The sequence below is a fragment of the Echinicola rosea genome (genome assembly GCF_005281475.1).
GTDB classification, from domain to species: domain Bacteria; phylum Bacteroidota; class Bacteroidia; order Cytophagales; family Cyclobacteriaceae; genus Echinicola; species Echinicola rosea.
In genome coordinates this window covers 4,397,327-4,412,448 of record NZ_CP040106.1, presented here as the reverse complement: position 1 = coordinate 4,412,448, position 15,122 = coordinate 4,397,327, and the positions used below count along the sequence as shown (strand labels likewise).

General features: G+C 43.6%; 15 protein-coding genes. 6 read left to right on the top strand and 9 right to left on the bottom strand.

The window, feature by feature from the left end:
• Positions 1-338: 338 nt before the first annotated feature.
• Positions 339-1,040 carry a TetR/AcrR family transcriptional regulator gene (locus tag FDP09_RS17225; protein ID WP_137403845.1) on the bottom strand — a complete coding sequence of 234 codons (702 nt, stop codon included), beginning with the start codon at positions 1,038-1,040 and terminating at the stop codon, positions 339-341.
• Between the two features lie 296 nt (positions 1,041-1,336).
• Positions 1,337-2,635 carry a tyrosine--tRNA ligase gene (gene tyrS / locus FDP09_RS17220; protein WP_137403844.1) on the bottom strand — a complete coding sequence of 433 codons (1,299 nt, stop codon included), beginning with the start codon at positions 2,633-2,635 and terminating at the stop codon, positions 1,337-1,339.
• A 334-nt stretch (positions 2,636-2,969) separates the two neighbouring features.
• Between tyrS and FDP09_RS17215 the strand changes: the two genes are divergently transcribed.
• Both FDP09_RS17215 and FDP09_RS17210 read left to right on the top strand, forming a co-directional pair.
• Entirely contained in the window at positions 2,970-3,944 is a 975-nt protein-coding gene (locus FDP09_RS17215; protein WP_137403843.1) for a GSCFA domain-containing protein, read from the top strand.
• A gap of 675 nt (positions 3,945-4,619) precedes the next feature.
• Positions 4,620-4,805 (top strand): hypothetical protein, encoded by a 186-nt coding sequence (locus FDP09_RS17210; protein WP_137403842.1) that lies wholly within the window; start codon positions 4,620-4,622, stop codon positions 4,803-4,805.
• Positions 4,806-5,531: 726 nt separating this feature from the next.
• Here the strand turns inward: FDP09_RS17210 and FDP09_RS17205 are convergent.
• Positions 5,532-6,431 (bottom strand): TolB family protein, encoded by a 900-nt coding sequence (locus FDP09_RS17205; protein ID WP_137403841.1) that lies wholly within the window; start codon positions 6,429-6,431, stop codon positions 5,532-5,534.
• A 198-nt stretch (positions 6,432-6,629) separates the two neighbouring features.
• Between FDP09_RS17205 and FDP09_RS24215 the strand changes: the two genes are divergently transcribed.
• The 4 genes from FDP09_RS24215 (at position 6,630) to FDP09_RS17185 (ending at position 8,737) form a co-directional block, all read left to right on the top strand.
• Positions 6,630-6,965 carry a DUF2752 domain-containing protein gene (locus FDP09_RS24215; protein WP_317130417.1) on the top strand — a complete coding sequence of 112 codons (336 nt, stop codon included), beginning with the start codon at positions 6,630-6,632 and terminating at the stop codon, positions 6,963-6,965.
• Positions 6,958-7,359, top strand: coding sequence for a TM2 domain-containing protein (locus FDP09_RS17195; protein WP_137403839.1), 402 nt, complete (start codon positions 6,958-6,960; stop codon positions 7,357-7,359). Before FDP09_RS24215 ends, FDP09_RS17195 begins: the two co-directional genes overlap by 8 nt.
• Positions 7,349-8,299: a DUF4097 family beta strand repeat-containing protein gene (locus tag FDP09_RS17190; protein WP_229683511.1), complete on the top strand. Its 951-nt coding sequence runs from the start codon at positions 7,349-7,351 to the stop codon at positions 8,297-8,299. Before FDP09_RS17195 ends, FDP09_RS17190 begins: the two co-directional genes overlap by 11 nt.
• A 171-nt stretch (positions 8,300-8,470) precedes the next feature.
• Positions 8,471-8,737 (top strand): GlsB/YeaQ/YmgE family stress response membrane protein, encoded by a 267-nt coding sequence (locus tag FDP09_RS17185; protein WP_137403837.1) that lies wholly within the window; start codon positions 8,471-8,473, stop codon positions 8,735-8,737.
• Between the two features lie 496 nt (positions 8,738-9,233).
• Here the strand turns inward: FDP09_RS17185 and FDP09_RS17180 are convergent, their stop codons facing one another.
• The 6 genes from FDP09_RS17180 to FDP09_RS17155 form a co-directional block, all read right to left on the bottom strand.
• A complete protein-coding gene (locus FDP09_RS17180) occupies positions 9,234-10,724 on the bottom strand; it encodes a M28 family peptidase (protein ID WP_137403836.1) in 1,491 nt (496 codons plus the stop codon).
• Between the two features lie 368 nt (positions 10,725-11,092).
• Positions 11,093-11,800, bottom strand: coding sequence for a pseudouridine synthase (locus FDP09_RS17175; RefSeq protein ID WP_137403835.1), 708 nt, complete (start codon positions 11,798-11,800; stop codon positions 11,093-11,095).
• Positions 11,801-11,865: 65 nt separating this feature from the next.
• Positions 11,866-13,014 (bottom strand): Gfo/Idh/MocA family protein, encoded by a 1,149-nt coding sequence (locus tag FDP09_RS17170; RefSeq protein ID WP_137403834.1) that lies wholly within the window; start codon positions 13,012-13,014, stop codon positions 11,866-11,868.
• Between the two features lie 301 nt (positions 13,015-13,315).
• Positions 13,316-14,161: a methylated-DNA--[protein]-cysteine S-methyltransferase gene (locus FDP09_RS17165; protein WP_137403833.1), complete on the bottom strand. Its 846-nt coding sequence runs from the start codon at positions 14,159-14,161 to the stop codon at positions 13,316-13,318.
• 134 nt (positions 14,162-14,295) lie between these two features.
• Positions 14,296-14,754 carry a DinB family protein gene (locus FDP09_RS17160; RefSeq protein ID WP_137403832.1) on the bottom strand — a complete coding sequence of 153 codons (459 nt, stop codon included), beginning with the start codon at positions 14,752-14,754 and terminating at the stop codon, positions 14,296-14,298.
• A 58-nt stretch (positions 14,755-14,812) separates the two neighbouring features.
• Complete coding sequence (locus FDP09_RS17155) at positions 14,813-15,118, bottom strand: rhodanese-like domain-containing protein (RefSeq protein ID WP_112782325.1); 306 nt, start codon at positions 15,116-15,118, stop codon at positions 14,813-14,815.
• Positions 15,119-15,122: the final 4 nt, after the last annotated feature.

Here is a 15,122-nt window from a genome sequence, read left to right as displayed (position 1 = left end):
AGTTATGGACTGCCAGTTTTCTTAATTGTAAAACGATGGATAAATAAAAATGACCAACGTCCCTGAGCCTCCAAGAGCATGTGATAGCCTGTACGGAGAGGATTTTATAATTGCTTTTTGGCTCGAAGCCTCGGTTAGGGAGCATTGTCCTGAGATATAGAGTAATTTATCGCCCCCAGAAGCAATCCATAGTATCTTCGTTGATATAGATGTCACGGTTGTGGAGGCTGCCTTTATAAACGAAAATCATGTAGGAGATTAAAATGAAAAAGCCCACTTTAGCAAAGAGGGCCTTTTATTGATGATATATGTCAGATTATAGAAATATGCTTTATGAACTAGAACAAACTGCCTTGCACCGCTGTGGGACGTTGTGCCTGTACGGTGCCTTTTAGCATTTCATGGATCAGTTTGATAAAACCGTTTTTCCAGTTTTCCTGACTGATCTTTACCTCTTTTTTCTCATACTCTATTGGCCCCATCAGGCGTTCATAGCCTATCATCATCGTCCAGATCGTATAAAAGGTAATTTCTGGCTGCAAGTCAGGCCGCATTGAGCCATCTCGTACCCCGTGGGAAATCAGTTGAATTCCGATTTTTGCAGGATCATGATGGATTTCCAGCAGTTCATTGAAATTTGGGCTGTCGAGAATTTGGGGATCCATTAACTTCCTTTTCTCTGGATCGTTGTACTGTGCCATTAGTCCCATAAAGTTCAAAATGGCTTCTTGGTACATTTTGTTTTCGGTGGTCAATTGGATAAACTGATCAATTAATAGGGTGATCAGGTCGATCCCAGATTTACCCTTGGTCTTTTGAGTATCTCTGAAGATTTCCTTTAATTGCTCATAAGCTTTTTTGGTCACCGCCATGTAAAGGTCTTCCTTGTTTTTATAATAAAAATAAATCAGCCCCTTACTCATTTTGGCTTGTTTGGCTACTTCATCCATTTTGGTGCTGTGGTAGCCTTTGGAGGCAAATAGACTGATGGCACCCTCCAGAATCTCTTTTTCCTTTTTTTGTCTTTCGTAAACTCCCATTGTATTAAAAAGTATTTGCGTTAAACAGGGTTTAAAGGTATTGAACTTTATTTAAAATCGGAATGGTTCTATCAAAAATTACCAAAAAATATCGAGCATCCAGGAATTCATAGTGACTTGACTTTTGTTTAAATGTTTATTTAGCAGCATCTATCTTTGGTTGAATGGAAAGATGCCAGCGCACGACTTTTTGGCTGGATCCCTTAAATTCAAGTAAAAAAGACTGTCCCAAATGATATCCAACCCGAAAGTGGGGCACGATCTGCAAAGCCTTTTGGGACAGTCTTTATCGTAAATTAGTGAATTATCTTAATGATAAAGTAATTCTTTTTTCCTTTCTGAACGAGAAGGTATTTTCCTTGGAGCAGCTCCAGTCCTTCTGTAGTGCCTTGTGGATCAGATAGTTTGGTTTTATTGATGCTTACACCACCTCCTTGGATCATTTTACGGGCTTCACCTTTGGAATTAAAGATGACACCCTGGCCTTTTTCTCCTAGCAGGTCGAGGACACCGCCAATTTCTTCAAACTCCTTTTTGGTCAGTTCCACTTGGGGCACTCCTTCAAATACCTGAAGAAATGTCCGTTCATCCAAGGCTGCGAGATCTTCGGTGGATGATTTTCCAAAAAGAATGGAAGAAGCCTTGACAGCCATTTCATAATCTTCCTTGGAGTGGACCATGATGGTGATTTCCTTGGCAATTTCCTTTTGAAGAATTCTCAGGTGGGGTGCATCTACATGATCTTTTTCCAGCCCTTCAATAGTAGCTTTGTCCAAAGTGGTGAAAATGCGTATGTACTTGGAAGCATCCTCATCCGAAACATTCAACCAAAATTGGTAAAAGGCATACGGAGAAGTTTTTTCCGGATCAAGCCAAACACTGCCGCCTTCAGTCTTACCGAATTTGGAACCATCTGCCTTAGTGATCAAAGGAACAGTGAGGGCAAAGGCACTTCCGCCTTCTTTTCTTCTGATGAGTTCTGTTCCGGTGACGATATTTCCCCACTGATCTGACCCTCCCAGCTGCATGGTGCAGTTTTTATTTTTCCATAAATGGTAAAAGTCGTATCCCTGGATAAGCTGATAAGTGAACTCCGTAAACGACAGCCCATTACCTTCCTCAAGCCTCCGCTTTACACTGTCTTTGGCCATCATGTAGTTTACGGTGATGTGTTTGCCTACATCTCGGATGAATTCCAAAAAGGAAAATTCTGCCATCCAATCGTAATTGTTCACCAATTCAGCCTTGTTGGCTTGCTCATCTTCAAAGTTGAGGAATTTGCCCAACTGTTTTTGGATACCGGAGATGTTTTTATCCAATGTTTCTTTATCCAAGAGATTTCGCTCTGCGGATTTGAAGGAAGGATCTCCGATCATCCCGGTGGCTCCTCCCACCAGTGCGATAGGCTTATGGCCGGAACGCTGGAAGTGAAGCAGGGTCATCACACCCACCAAATGTCCTATATGCAAAGAATCTGCGGTGGGATCAAAACCCAAATAGGCTGAGGTAATGCCTTTGTTAAGGTGATCTTCCAATTCCGGAGTCATGTCCTGGACCATTCCCCGCCAACGCAGCTCTTCAATAAAATTGTTCATTGTATCTTTGAATGTTTTTTATCTTTTTAAAGCTGCAAAGATAGGGTTTCTTAAGAGAAATTAAATTAATGGATCGTAGATAACGGGTATCTTTATCACGGTCGATTGGAAGTCGAGGGTCTATAGTCATGTCAGGAAATAGGGTTTTTTGATCGGAAGCTACTAAAAACAGTGGTATGAAAGTGAGGAAATAAATTTAGATTCATAATAAATAATTTTTTTTACCAGTAGTGTCCGACCAATTATTTGATCTTTTTTATAACTTCAATGAAGATCTTTTAACAGAAGGAATTTCACCGGTTTTTGACTTATTTTCTTACGTAAATAACCTACCATGAGCACCTTTAGAAGTGAACTTATCATAGAAGAAAATCCAACCAAAATCAATAAGGAAGCAAAAATCATGTCATTAGGATCTGGTTTTTCGTCCATGATGGCCCAAAACCTCAGGCAATATGGATTGGACGTTACCAGCAATCCCTTTGGGCGGATTTACAATCCTATCAGTCTCTTTCACCACATCGAATTGCTGGGAAAGCATGCAGAATTGAACACATCCTTGCTGACGGAATATGAAGGTAACTGGAACCACTTTCAGTATAATTTTCTCAGAAGGCAATCTTCAGATGAAGAGCTGATGAGGAATATTAAAGAGCAGGTGGGGGCAATGCAAGAGAATTTTAAGAAACAGGAGTTTTTGATGATCAACTTGGGAACGGCGTATGTGTTCCGACATCTTAAATCGAAACAGGTTGTGGCCAATTGTCACAAGGCACCACAGGAGATGTTTGAAAAAGAACTTCTCACACCTGATAAAATTTTAGAAGCTTTTAGGCATATTTATCCCCAGCTTAACCATATCAAAAATATCATTTTTGTGCTCAGTCCTGTGATGCATACCAAAGACACGATCACGCTTAATTGTGTCAGCAAATCGGTGCTGAGGGTAGCCATCCATCAGATCGTCAACGAATTTCCCGAAGTGAAATATTTCCCGGCGTATGAATTACAAATCAGTGATTTGCGGGATTATCGGTTCTATGAGCGGGACTTGCTACAGCCAAATAACTTGGCTATCGAGTATATAACTGCCAAATTTAACGAAGCCTATTTCGATTCCAAGCTTTTGGAGTCTTCTCAAAAAATGGATTCCATTATACAGACGATCAATAGTTTGCCTTACAATCCGCAGAGTAGGGACTATGTTTTTGAGGTCAACCAAGCGATCAATAAGCTGAAACAATTGGACAATTACCTCGATCCGAAAATGGCCGTAGCAGAATTAGAGGGCAGATTAAAAAGAGATTGAAAAGCGGTACATAATACTGATGAATTTGGATTCAATGCCGTTTAGTTAAGGGGCTTTCCTTCTTTTCATATACCTAAAAGTGAGTGGGTCTCGCTGTTCCACGACGCGAGCCAACTCACTTTCTTAACGGCCTCCACCATCGGCTGGAAAACAGGCATACCAAGGGCCGTAATAAGGAAGCGATACCTTTTTTGGCTCAGGGGGGCTTATAGTTCCGGCTCAACTTGGTTACTTAAGAAAATATACCACTACATGGAATAATGATGATAATTTATCCATAATAAACTTATTAACCTCAGTTCGATTATAAAATCGTCACTGCGAGGCTTAGAGGGAGATTTGAGGGGTGGAAGCCGTGGCAGTCTCAGTATTTCGGGATTGCCACACCCTTTTCCAACCCTCATCCTCCTTAAAAGGGTTCGCAATGACGCTTTTTATACTAAAATTAAGTCGAGCTCAGGTTATTAATCGGATCCGCCTTGCAAGTATTGGGCGTTAAGAAATTAAATAGCGGGTGGGCAAAAAGGCAGGCTTGTTTGACGAAATGCTGCCCAAAAAGAATGTTGGCTGCTAGAAAAGGTTTACCTGGCTTTAGATAGGCCTGCTTGGCTTTAGGCAGGAGGAGTTTGCCTGCATGAGGGGAGGTTTTAATTTTAGGCCAATAGCTGCACACCTGTGCGCCGTGGCGTAACGGCGGGTTTTTTTGGTTACTTTGTGTGTCCTGAAGTTCGGGAAACCGGACATGCTATCCAACTGATGTCGAATAGGGCGTTACAACCCTTGGCACGACGGCTGGGACTGGATCAGGCAGACCAGTCAAATTCCCCTGATGGTGCTGCGCTTTCAAGGCTGTGGTACTGAGCGATCAGAAGGAATGCGTTTCGAAAAGCTGAACGAAAGTGAACCGTTCGATGAAGTGTCGTGAAAAATACTTCCTGTCAAAACCGGGGGCTAGAGTAACTTCCGGGACAAAATAGGCAGCGCAGACTGAGAGTTGGCCTATTGGCAGGCGGCATTAAGGCGGCAGGAGTTCGAAACAGGCGGTTGGATGGAACAGGAGAACCATCCCCTTTGATAGGGATGGGGCGGATCAGTCCGTAGTAGTGTTGAAAGCTCTGGAAACGGAGAAAGAGCGAAGGGACTGAGGCAATCGGTTTTAAATGGTTACACAACCTAAAATTAGGGAAGATGGAGTTGTTTGAAACAAAATCTGGAACATCAGATTTGATTGTCAAGAGCCGTATGACGGGAGACTGTCACGTACGGTTCTGAGAGAGGCTTGGGCATAGTGCCCAGGCCTACTCGACTTTGACCTGAAGCAAAAAAGTAACAAAGGTAAAGGGATGAAAACCACCTAGGGATTTAGCTAGAAAAATAACTGCCCAAGGAAAAAATATAGAACCCATATTTTCCAGATACGCACTAACTAAACGGCATTGAATTTGGAGTATAATAATCGCTATAGAAGAAAAGAATATCATCTCGCTTGTCTCATATGATGCGTGTGGGCAAGCGTGATCTATTCCGTAATTTCCATAAAGTATGCGTTTTTAGAAGCCAGTTTCCAACAAATAATAGCGCCGTTTTCTATTTACGTTCCATTACCAAGACCAGTTTGTCCCCTCGAGGGCTGGCAGCTAGACGGCTGATGGCGCCATAATCAGGCATGGAAACCACAGCGATTTTTTCCCATTCCATGCTTTTGTTGATTTTTTTGATGTACAATTCTTGTCCTTTGGCCATGATCAGGGTGTTTTTATCGACCCAAGCAAAATCATCGCTTTGTCCTAAAGCCACACCGTGGTTGCCGGAAATTTTTTCTTCCAAGTCATAGGACTTTAGTTCAAACGTTTCCTTTCCGTTAAGCACCACACTGGTGCCTTTGTCGATATAGGTGATTTCGCTGGTTTTAGGCCTTTTTTGGATACAATTTCCAATATTTTCAGCCAACTCGGCCACATTTTCGCGGCTGTAGGGATACACGAGCTTGTTGGGATCACCCAGAAGAGACATGGCGGCGATATTATTGTACCAAGCATAATACGCGACCGGCTCAATGTCGTCATAGAGCAATTCCGGCTCACCGAAGTTGATGGGATAAAGCCACAGACGCTGGGCACTATCCTCTTCGACGGTGACTGCCGAAATGTATTTCCCACAATCTGTCAAACGCGGCGAAAACTCGCTTTTGGTTGCTGTTCGCGTCATATTCATAAACTCTTCTGTATCGAAGCTGTAAACAATAATGTCACTATTGCCATCCTCATCGATCGAAGAAAATGCTACTTGGTCGTTGTTGATAAAGGAGGGTTGATTATCATAGCCTTCACGGTCGGTAAGTTTTTGGGCGCTTCCGGGTATGATGCTATAATTGCCAAATAGCTTTTTTGTTTCCAATACGATCAAATCACTTGATGATTGTGCCTTGGCAAAAAAACTGATAAGTAAAAAAATAGTGAGGCAAGTGGTATATTTTATTGTTTTCATTTCAACAGCTTTTGACGGATCTATTGCTAAATTACAAAAGGAAAATGGTTTGTACGAAATACTAGTGATTATTCTCTAGGACAGGTGGAGGTTTTGGGGTGAAAATAAAGTGTTCATATTCGATCTATTTCTGTCCGTTTTTGTGCAGTTTTGAATAAGCATAAAAGCCATAGCGGCTTCTACGTGCATATTTCGCTAATGGCATCCTTTTCGTGTTTTGATAGGCAAATGGATTCAATAAGGAAAATACAAGCAAAATTACCATTTGAACTCCTATGCTGGATTTCAGCCTTAGTAGGGATTATGTTTATCGATCCGCATTCGGCGCATCATTTCACCCTCTGTCCGCTGAGCTTGGCAGGGATCGATTGGTGTCCGGGCTGTGGACTCGGAAGAAGTATGAAGTTATTTGCAATAGGTGAATTCAAGGCTTCTTTTCAGATGCATCCGTTGGGGGCTTTTGCTTGGGTAATTATTCCTTACCGAATATTTGATATTATAAAACAACTAAAAACTAGACTTAATTATGGCTAATGTATTAAAACACCTTCCAGAATTGGAGGGGATGGAATTGGGATATATCCAAGGGATTCTTAAAAACATGGATGATGAGCAAGCAGGGCTTTTTGCACAAGTTTACCGTGCCCGAAGGAAAGACAACCAAATGGTGCTGATCTTGGCATTGTTGGGATTCTTTGGCTTTGCCGGTCTGCACCGATTTGTTTTGGGACAGATTGGGCTTGGTATCCTGTATTTCTTTACGCTGGGACTTTGTTGGATAGGTACCATCGTGGATTTGGTCAACTATAAAAGCCTGGCTTACGAATACAATATTAAAGTGGCACATGAGACACTTTCTATGATGTCCTACAGCGCTGAAAATTTTACCAACAATAATGATAACAAAACCAAAACTGATGAAGCTTAATTCGATTAACCAATGGGGAGCCTTGATCCTTGGGGCTGTTTTACTTACCAGCTGTTCTTATTCTGGGAATATGTCAGTCATCTCTGATATAGAAGAGGTGTTTGATGGGGTTCGATCAGTTGAGATTTATGGAGGGCCCCTCGAAGTGACGTATGAAGGTAGAGAAGGGCTTACTGAGGTGTCACTCAATGCCTATCTCGAATCAAATAACCCAGATGGTGTGGAAATAAGATATGAGATGGACGGAGATCGGTTGATTGTAGAGTGGGAGCAAGGTGAAGTCTTCGGTGGCTGGGGAAATCATAAAAATGAAGGCTTTATCAGCATCATTGGCCCCAAGGAAATGGATCTTGAGGTAAAAGGTGGATCCGGTATCGTCAATGTTTCCCATGTGTCATCTGATGTAATTGACATTTCAGCAGGATCTGGAAGGGTGACGGCTTCTGATCTGGATGTGGATGACATGCGTCTTACGGTGAGTTCTGGGAAGCTGGAGGGCAAAGGTCTCAAGGGGAATGTGACTGGAAAAGTCTCTTCTGGATCGATGGAAATAAACGGCATAGAAGGGAATGTGGATGCTGTTGGTAGTAGCGGAAAGATCCAGATCACAGATGCCTCCGGTAAAGTGGATGCGAAGATTACGTCCGGCAAAATAGCATTGCGCAATGTAGGTGAGCTGGGCAGATTGGTGGGGTCTTCGGGAATGATCGAAGCAGAGGAGGCTGGTTTGGGCGAAAACACTGAAATCAAGTTCAGCTCTGGAGCCATTCGCATCAAGACCTCTGATAATTTGGAGGATTATAATTTCGAACTGCAGGCTAGTAGTGGAAGTGTCCGTGTCGGAGATCAGCGTAGTGGTAATAGTTTGATAATTAATAATAACGCCTCACAAACCGTTCAAGGGGCTGTCAGTTCTGGAATCATCAGTATCGAGAATTAATAGAGGAATTATTTTTATAAGTATTTGAAAAAAGCACCGGTCACGGTGCTTTTTTAATTTAAATCCATCCGTAACAATGGATTGTACTTTAAAATATACGTAATCAATAGGTTGTTTTGTGTGTTTTTCCTATTTTGTGTTAAAGATTAACAATCTAAACCCTATTGCCTTATGACATTTATTTGGTGGATTATTTTTGGCTTGATAGCCGGTGCATTAGCAAAATGGATAATGCCTGGAAAGGATCCGGGAGGTTTTATCGTGACGATCCTTATTGGCATAGGAGGAGCTTTTGTGGGAGGCTTTATAGGTCGGGCATTGGGCTTCGAAAGTGCCGGTGGAAGTGGACTCGGATGGGGCTTGATATGGGCAATTATAGGAGCATTGATCATTCTCTATATCTGGAAAAAGTTGATTGCACCCAATTTCTCTAAATGATAAAAGCCGGGAGTAATCCCGACTTTTATCATTTCCACCTTGAAAGCTGATTATTTAGGTGCTTTTTTTAAGCGAAACACATGAAATAAAGATTCTTTTCCGATGGGAACTAAACCAAATTAGGTTCTATATGATTTACTGTGGATAACTGATTTACCCTTCTTGATCCCATTCAGCTTGGTTATCATCATTTACTGTTGTTACTTTTTTTCTACAGGTAAAAAAAGTAACCAAAAAACCCCGCCGCTGTGCAGCTTTTGGGCTAAAATTAACCCCCGCCCTCATGCAGGCTAACTCCTCTCGTTTAGCCGCCAGCCACCTTTTTTCTCATCACTTCGTCAGACAAGCCTGCCTCTTTGCCCACGCACGTGTTTAATTTCTTTATGCCCAATAGCTGCAAGGCGGATCAAATTTTCCGGCTATTTTACTATTAAAGATTACCTTCTAGAATAGTAATGGGATAATTTACCCACTACAATCCATATAGAACCCCAAATTACTTGGTTCCATATAGGGCTTTTCCAGCTTCTTCATATTTATCGCCTTTTTCCCAAGCAGGTTTTTCATTTGTGTTGGCTATTTTTTCCGCTGTCAAGAGATAGGCTTTCCAGTACTTCATGGCATAATCCAGGTCAAAATTATCCACTTGGTCCGCTGCTTGGTGATAATATTTCATGATTTCTTCGTCAAAAGCCGTGAAACCCAAGCTAAAAGTAGGAGCCGGGATGCCTTTTTTGGCAAAATTGACATTGTCCGAGCGATCGTATAGTCCTTGCTCTGGAGATGGATCTCCTTCAGCTGACAAGCCAAACTCATCTACTGCTTCATAAATAAGGTAATCCGCCGTTGTTCTGCCCAGTCCAATGACAGTGATGATACTGGTGTCGTTATAGCCTCCGTTATCGATGTTTAGATTATAAACGATTTTATCCAGAGTTACCATTGGGTGTTCGGAAAAATAAGCTGATCCCAACAGGCCTTTTTCCTCAGCCGTCCATGCGCAGAGCAAGATGGATCGTTTGGGAGGATTTTCCACAAAGTATTTGGCGGCATTAATGATGGCCACTGTTCCGACAGCATTGTCCCTGGCGCCATTATAAATGGAGTCCCCTTGGGCGTTTGGCTTGCCTATGCCAATGTGGTCATAATGGGCTGAGAGCATCACGTATTCATCTCTTAGTTCTTCATCTGTACCTTCTATCACCGCCACGATATTATTACTGGTGATGGGATTATTGACTTTTCCGTTGATCGCTACATCGACTTGGTCAATCTCGCCTTCGTCAATGGATTTGATAAGGTTCCCGTCCAGGTCTTTGGCCCAGATATAGGGGATTCCGGCATCTTTCGGTTCCTCGCCATCTGCGAGCATTAGCTGAGGTTTGTTCAGATAGCCTAGAAGAAGGGGCCAAGGTGGATTTTGCAGATTGTACATTTCTATCAGCGCAACAGCATCTTTTTCCTTTGCCAAGGCCAGCTTTTCCCTGCCTGCTGCAAAAAGCTGCGAAGGCCCCATTTTTTCTGGCCCCCCGACGCGAACGACCAAAATTTTACCCGCTACATCTTTTCCTTCCAAATCTTCTTCGAGGCCATAGCCGGCTACCACCATTTCGTAGTCGCCTTCCAGTGACTCCCCGTCCAGCACAAGCATGCTCTCTCCCTGGATCAGCTGTTCGGTTCCAAGTTGCAGTTGACCGGTTTTGGGTGGTGCAGATAGCCTCATTGGTACCGCTTGGTAGTAACGGCCTTCCGGATCAATTGGGGTGGCGCCATATTTCCGAAACTGCTCCGCAATGTACCTTCCGGCGATATTGATCTCAGGGCGGGCGGCATCCCGTCCTTTTAACTCGTCTGCCGCCAGGTACCTAAAATGGGATACGGCTTCTTTTTTCTCGATGGACTTGTCAATAGCTGTCTTTTGAGCCGTGGATGTAAAGGGCAGAAGCGTAAAGCCTGCCAATGCGGCGTAGATAAAACTGTTTTTCATAAGCAATGTCTAAAGTTATATTCTGGGTTAAATATAGTTTTTTTTTTACCACAATGGGAAACGATGATCGTTCACTTGGTGCAAACGCATTTAGCAAATTGAAAGAAAACATTTTTCGTGTAGGCATAGCAATCATTCGTGCCGCTGGTAATCCTTCTGAAGGATGAGGAGATCTCAAACCTCCTGCGCATGACTCCGCAGGTTACAGAATTCATTGTGTCGCGCTTTCCGGGCTTTTAATACTACTTGGCTTTTTCATATAAAGAAAAAATCAGCGCAAATCTTAATCATCTGTGTCATCAGCGTTCTATCAGCCCCCAGCTTTTCCGCTTGATACCACTTTGCTTCGATTTGTGCATTGTAAATCGCTAAACCAATTCTTTCCAGCCAAATTCCGTGATGATTTTATAAAAATGGTCGGGCAGAGGAGCGGTTACGGTAATTTTTTCGCCCGTGATCGGGTGATCAAAAACAGTGAACCAAGCATGGAGGAGCATGTGGTGCATTTGAAAATGCATTCTGAAAAAACGGTTTTGACGGTTGTCTCCGTGCGTATTGTCTCCGATTATATAGTTGCGCTCATGGGCAAAATGCCTCCTAATTTGGTGCATACGTCCTGTCAATGGGGATGCTCGAACCAGTGAATATCTGCTGGTGTCATGGCGCGGGGAGCTTTGGATGGGAATTTCTACTTGTCCCAGGCGTAGATAGGCCGTTTGGGCATCTTGGAGTTCTTTCTTAAGGTTTTTGCGTAGTGGGTAATCGATGAGCCCTTCATGCTCCTTGGTATATCCCCTGACAGCCGTGAGGTAATATTTCTGAATATCTTTAGTAATGAATTGTTCTTGAAAGACCGGAACCACATCCCGGTTTCTGGCAAACCACAATACACCGGAAGTAGGTCTGTCAATGCGGTGTAAGGGATAAACATGATGTCCCATTTGGTCACGTAGCACCTGCATGGCATATACAGGATTATCGTCTTTTGCAATGCTCGAGCGGTGCACCATGACACCGGCAGGCTTGTTTACCGCAATGTAGTGCTCATCTTCAAAGAGTATTTCGAGTTCGGTCATGATCATAAAAGTGCCTTCCAAGCAAAGGCAAGAAAGGCACTTTTTTAGTAATTCAAGAATGTCGCTTAGAGTTTTACCCAAGCTTGTTTTTTGTGACTCTCTATGATTCTTTCACAAATCAATAGCTCTCTATACCCATCCTCAAACGTGGGGAAGGAAGGCTGCTCGGGTTGCTTGCCTTTTGCTACAGCCGCGTACACTTCCTTAAACATCTGCTTGGAAGTATCTGGAAAGCCTTCATTATGGCCACCTGGGAAGCTGATGAGACCAGCGGCTTCTGGTGTGAAGAGGGCAGGATCTTTCATCAGTTGTTGATTGGGACTTTCACGCTTTCCTATCCACATTTCGTTCGGGCGCTCGGAACACCATTCAAAGTTGGACTTAGAACCGGCTATTTCGATATTCAGTCTGTTTTTGCGACCGGCATTTACCTGGCTGACTGTTACCGAACCTTTGTTGCCGTTGTCAAAACGCAGCATGACAGTGGCATGGTCTTCTGTATCGATGGGCACTTCGGCATAATCCGATTCCTTAAGCATTTTTCCGGAATACGTTTCGATGGGTTTAAGCGGTTTTAGCCTTGTCTTGTGGACGGTGCTGAAATCTGCCATTACTTCTGTGATCTTCAACCCAGTAACGTATTCGGTAAGGTCCAGCAGGTGAGAACCGATATCGGCAATCGCCCTGGAATCGCCGGATTTGTCCGGCTCCAGCCGCCAGTTATAGTCAGTATTGAGGTAAAGCCAGTCCTGTAGGTAGGAGCCCATGATGTTATAGATTTCGCCAAGTTCGCCGTTTTCCCTCATGGTTTTCATCTGACGGACCATTGGGTAATAGCGCAGGTTAAAGTGCACGGCGTTGACCAATCCTTTTTCTTTGGCCAGCGCAACGAGTTCCTCCGCCTCGTCGATTTTGGTGGCAAGGGGTTTTTCACAAACGACGTGTTTGCCTGCTTCAAGGGCCGCCTTTGATTGGCTGAAGTGAAGGAAGTTGGGCGTACAGATGTGCACCACTTCGATTTCTGGTTGCTTGAGCATTTCCTCAAAAGTAAAGGCTTGGGGAATCCCTAAAAGTTTGGCCTTTTCCTCGGCCAGTTCTTGGTTTACTTCACATAGTGCAATTACCTCAATGTTGGGGATCCTTCGTAAGGCCTCAAGGTGTGCCGGACCAATAAAACCGGTGCCCACGATGGCCGCTTTGATTGTTTTTGTCATGATAATAGGTTTCTATAGGTTTTTTTGTTCTAAAAGATGGGCAATAAAGATAGAGTTATACAGCGGATTTTCAAATTTTACCCTGTGGGGAATTCCCGTTTTTTGCACCTAAAACACTCACATCTCACATCCCAATATTATTTAATAGAGTCAGAGACTCAGTGCTTGCCAGTGCTGGGGCAGAGACCCAGCACAACCTGGAATAAAGTAGCTCCACCTAAGCCCACTTACAAAGGGAGGGCTTTTGTACACAATACTCCATACTCATGTCTCACTACTCCCATCTCAATATCCTTTTTCACTATTCCCTCTCCGCTGCCGCTGCTTCCCAGCCGATGATGGCTTTCTTCCTGAGTGGGCCCCACATATATCCGCCAATCACGCCAGACGCCTGAATGACGCGGTGGCAAGGGATCAAAAAAGCAACCGGATTGCTGCCAATGGCCGTTCCTACTGCTCGTGCCGCATTGGGCTTTTGAATGTACTGGGCGATGTGACCGTAAGTGCTGAGGTTTCCATGAGGGATTTTGAGCAGGCATTCCCATACCTTGAGCTGGAAATCAGACCCTTTCAGGTGAAGCTTTACCCCGTCCAACTGTTGCCAGTCTTTTTGAAAAATATGCAAGGCTTTTTGATGATGGGGGGAGTTTTGTGCTGAAAATTGGGCCTTGGGAAACTGGGCCTTAAGATGCTTAAGGGCATGAGACCTGTCGTCCACAAATGACATATGACAAATCCCTTTTGGCGTGGCCGCCACTAAGATGGCCCCAAATGGAGTGGTGGAAAAAGTATAGCTGATCTGCAAGTTTTCACCCCCGTTCTTAAATTCACCCGGAGTCATTCCTTCGATATTGACAAATAAGTCATGAAGTCGTCCAGTACCTGATAGCCCTGTAGCCATAGCTGCTTCCAGTATGTTTGATGATGGACTGCTAAGAATCTTTTTGGCATGGCCAATACTGATGTACTGCAGGAATTTTTTGGGGCTTACACCCGCCCATTCAGAGAATAGCCGCTGGAAATGGTGAGGACTTAGATGGGCTGTATCTGCCACTTCATCCAATGTTGGCTGTCGCTGGAAGTTGTTTTGCAAGTATTTTAGGGCTTCTTCAACACGCTTGTAGGTGATGGTTTCCTGTTCTTTCATGCTGTACTGCTTTGATAGGGGTAAATATAACTGGAAGACCTTAAGCATACCACCCGAAAATTGCGGAATGTGTAGGGCAGATGCTAAAGTTGGGGCAATAGTTCAATGAAGAAACGGTTACCTGTAGCCTGCTGCTACCTCTCCATCATTTTATGTAAAATATATTCGGACATGATGGGTTCCAAACCACATTTTCTGAATTCCAAGGCGATTTGGCCCCTGTGGTAGGTGGTATGGTTGATGATCTGAAAAAGTAAATCGCGAACAGGATGATCGAAGACTTGATTACCCCTTAATTGATAGGATACTTGTTGGTTTATATCCATGTTGGTAAGAATGGTGAGGCTGTTTTCCAGATTTTGCTTATCCAAGGAGTTAACCTTCTCCAGCGAATGCAAATCCCATGGCTTCATCAGGGGAGTTGACTGCGTGATTTTGGCATTCCAGATGTGATGGGCATTGATGACATGAGAAATCAGGAGGTGGCAGCGCTCAGAGGCAATGTCCGGTTGTTCTTGTAGCTGTCGAATGATCCGTTGGTTTTGGGTAAAACCATAATCAAAAAGTTCCTTGAAAAACACGGCTGTCTCCATCGTATCCTAAAAAAAGAGGCTGTCTCCGTTTGGGGGAACAGCCTCAGGTTTATTTTATTTATTCTTCTTCCAGTTCCCTGTAAGCCATGATACCGCCCAAGACGTTTCTTACTTTGGTATATCCTTTGGTTTCCAAGAATTTCTTGGCATTGCCACTTCGGGCACCTGAGCGGCAGTGCACTACCAGTTCCTGGTCTTTGTACTGCTCCAATTCGTCCAAAGAAGCGGCCAATTGTCCCAACGGAATGTTTAGGGCGCCAAGGTTATCCTCTTCATATTCCCATTCTTCCCTGACATCGACAAATGGAAATTCCTCATTCTTGTCTATTCTTTCCTTTAGTTCTTCTACAGTAATGTCTTCCATAATC

Excerpts from the sequence above, each read along its gene's own strand:
- FDP09_RS17225 (WP_137403845.1), bottom strand. The coding sequence starts at position 1,040 with ATGGGAGTTTACGAAAGACAAAAAAAGGAAAAAGAGATTCTGGAGGGT.
- FDP09_RS17215 (WP_137403843.1), top strand. The coding sequence starts at position 2,970 with ATGAGCACCTTTAGAAGTGAACTTATCATAGAAGAAAATCCAACCAAA.
- FDP09_RS17190 (WP_229683511.1), top strand. The coding sequence starts at position 7,349 with ATGAAGCTTAATTCGATTAACCAATGGGGAGCCTTGATCCTTGGGGCT.
- tyrS (WP_137403844.1), bottom strand. The coding sequence starts at position 2,635 with ATGAACAATTTTATTGAAGAGCTGCGTTGGCGGGGAATGGTCCAGGAC.
- FDP09_RS17185 (WP_137403837.1), top strand. The coding sequence starts at position 8,471 with ATGACATTTATTTGGTGGATTATTTTTGGCTTGATAGCCGGTGCATTA.
- FDP09_RS17180 (WP_137403836.1), bottom strand. The coding sequence starts at position 10,724 with ATGAAAAACAGTTTTATCTACGCCGCATTGGCAGGCTTTACGCTTCTG.
- FDP09_RS17160 (WP_137403832.1), bottom strand. The coding sequence starts at position 14,754 with ATGGAGACAGCCGTGTTTTTCAAGGAACTTTTTGATTATGGTTTTACC.
- FDP09_RS17170 (WP_137403834.1), bottom strand. The coding sequence starts at position 13,014 with ATGACAAAAACAATCAAAGCGGCCATCGTGGGCACCGGTTTTATTGGT.
- FDP09_RS24215 (WP_317130417.1), top strand. The coding sequence starts at position 6,630 with ATGGCATCCTTTTCGTGTTTTGATAGGCAAATGGATTCAATAAGGAAA.
- FDP09_RS17165 (WP_137403833.1), bottom strand. The coding sequence starts at position 14,161 with ATGAAAGAACAGGAAACCATCACCTACAAGCGTGTTGAAGAAGCCCTA.
- FDP09_RS17205 (WP_137403841.1), bottom strand. The coding sequence starts at position 6,431 with ATGAAAACAATAAAATATACCACTTGCCTCACTATTTTTTTACTTATC.
- FDP09_RS17195 (WP_137403839.1), top strand. The coding sequence starts at position 6,958 with ATGGCTAATGTATTAAAACACCTTCCAGAATTGGAGGGGATGGAATTG.
- FDP09_RS17155 (WP_112782325.1), bottom strand. The coding sequence starts at position 15,118 with ATGGAAGACATTACTGTAGAAGAACTAAAGGAAAGAATAGACAAGAAT.
- FDP09_RS17175 (WP_137403835.1), bottom strand. The coding sequence starts at position 11,800 with ATGACCGAACTCGAAATACTCTTTGAAGATGAGCACTACATTGCGGTA.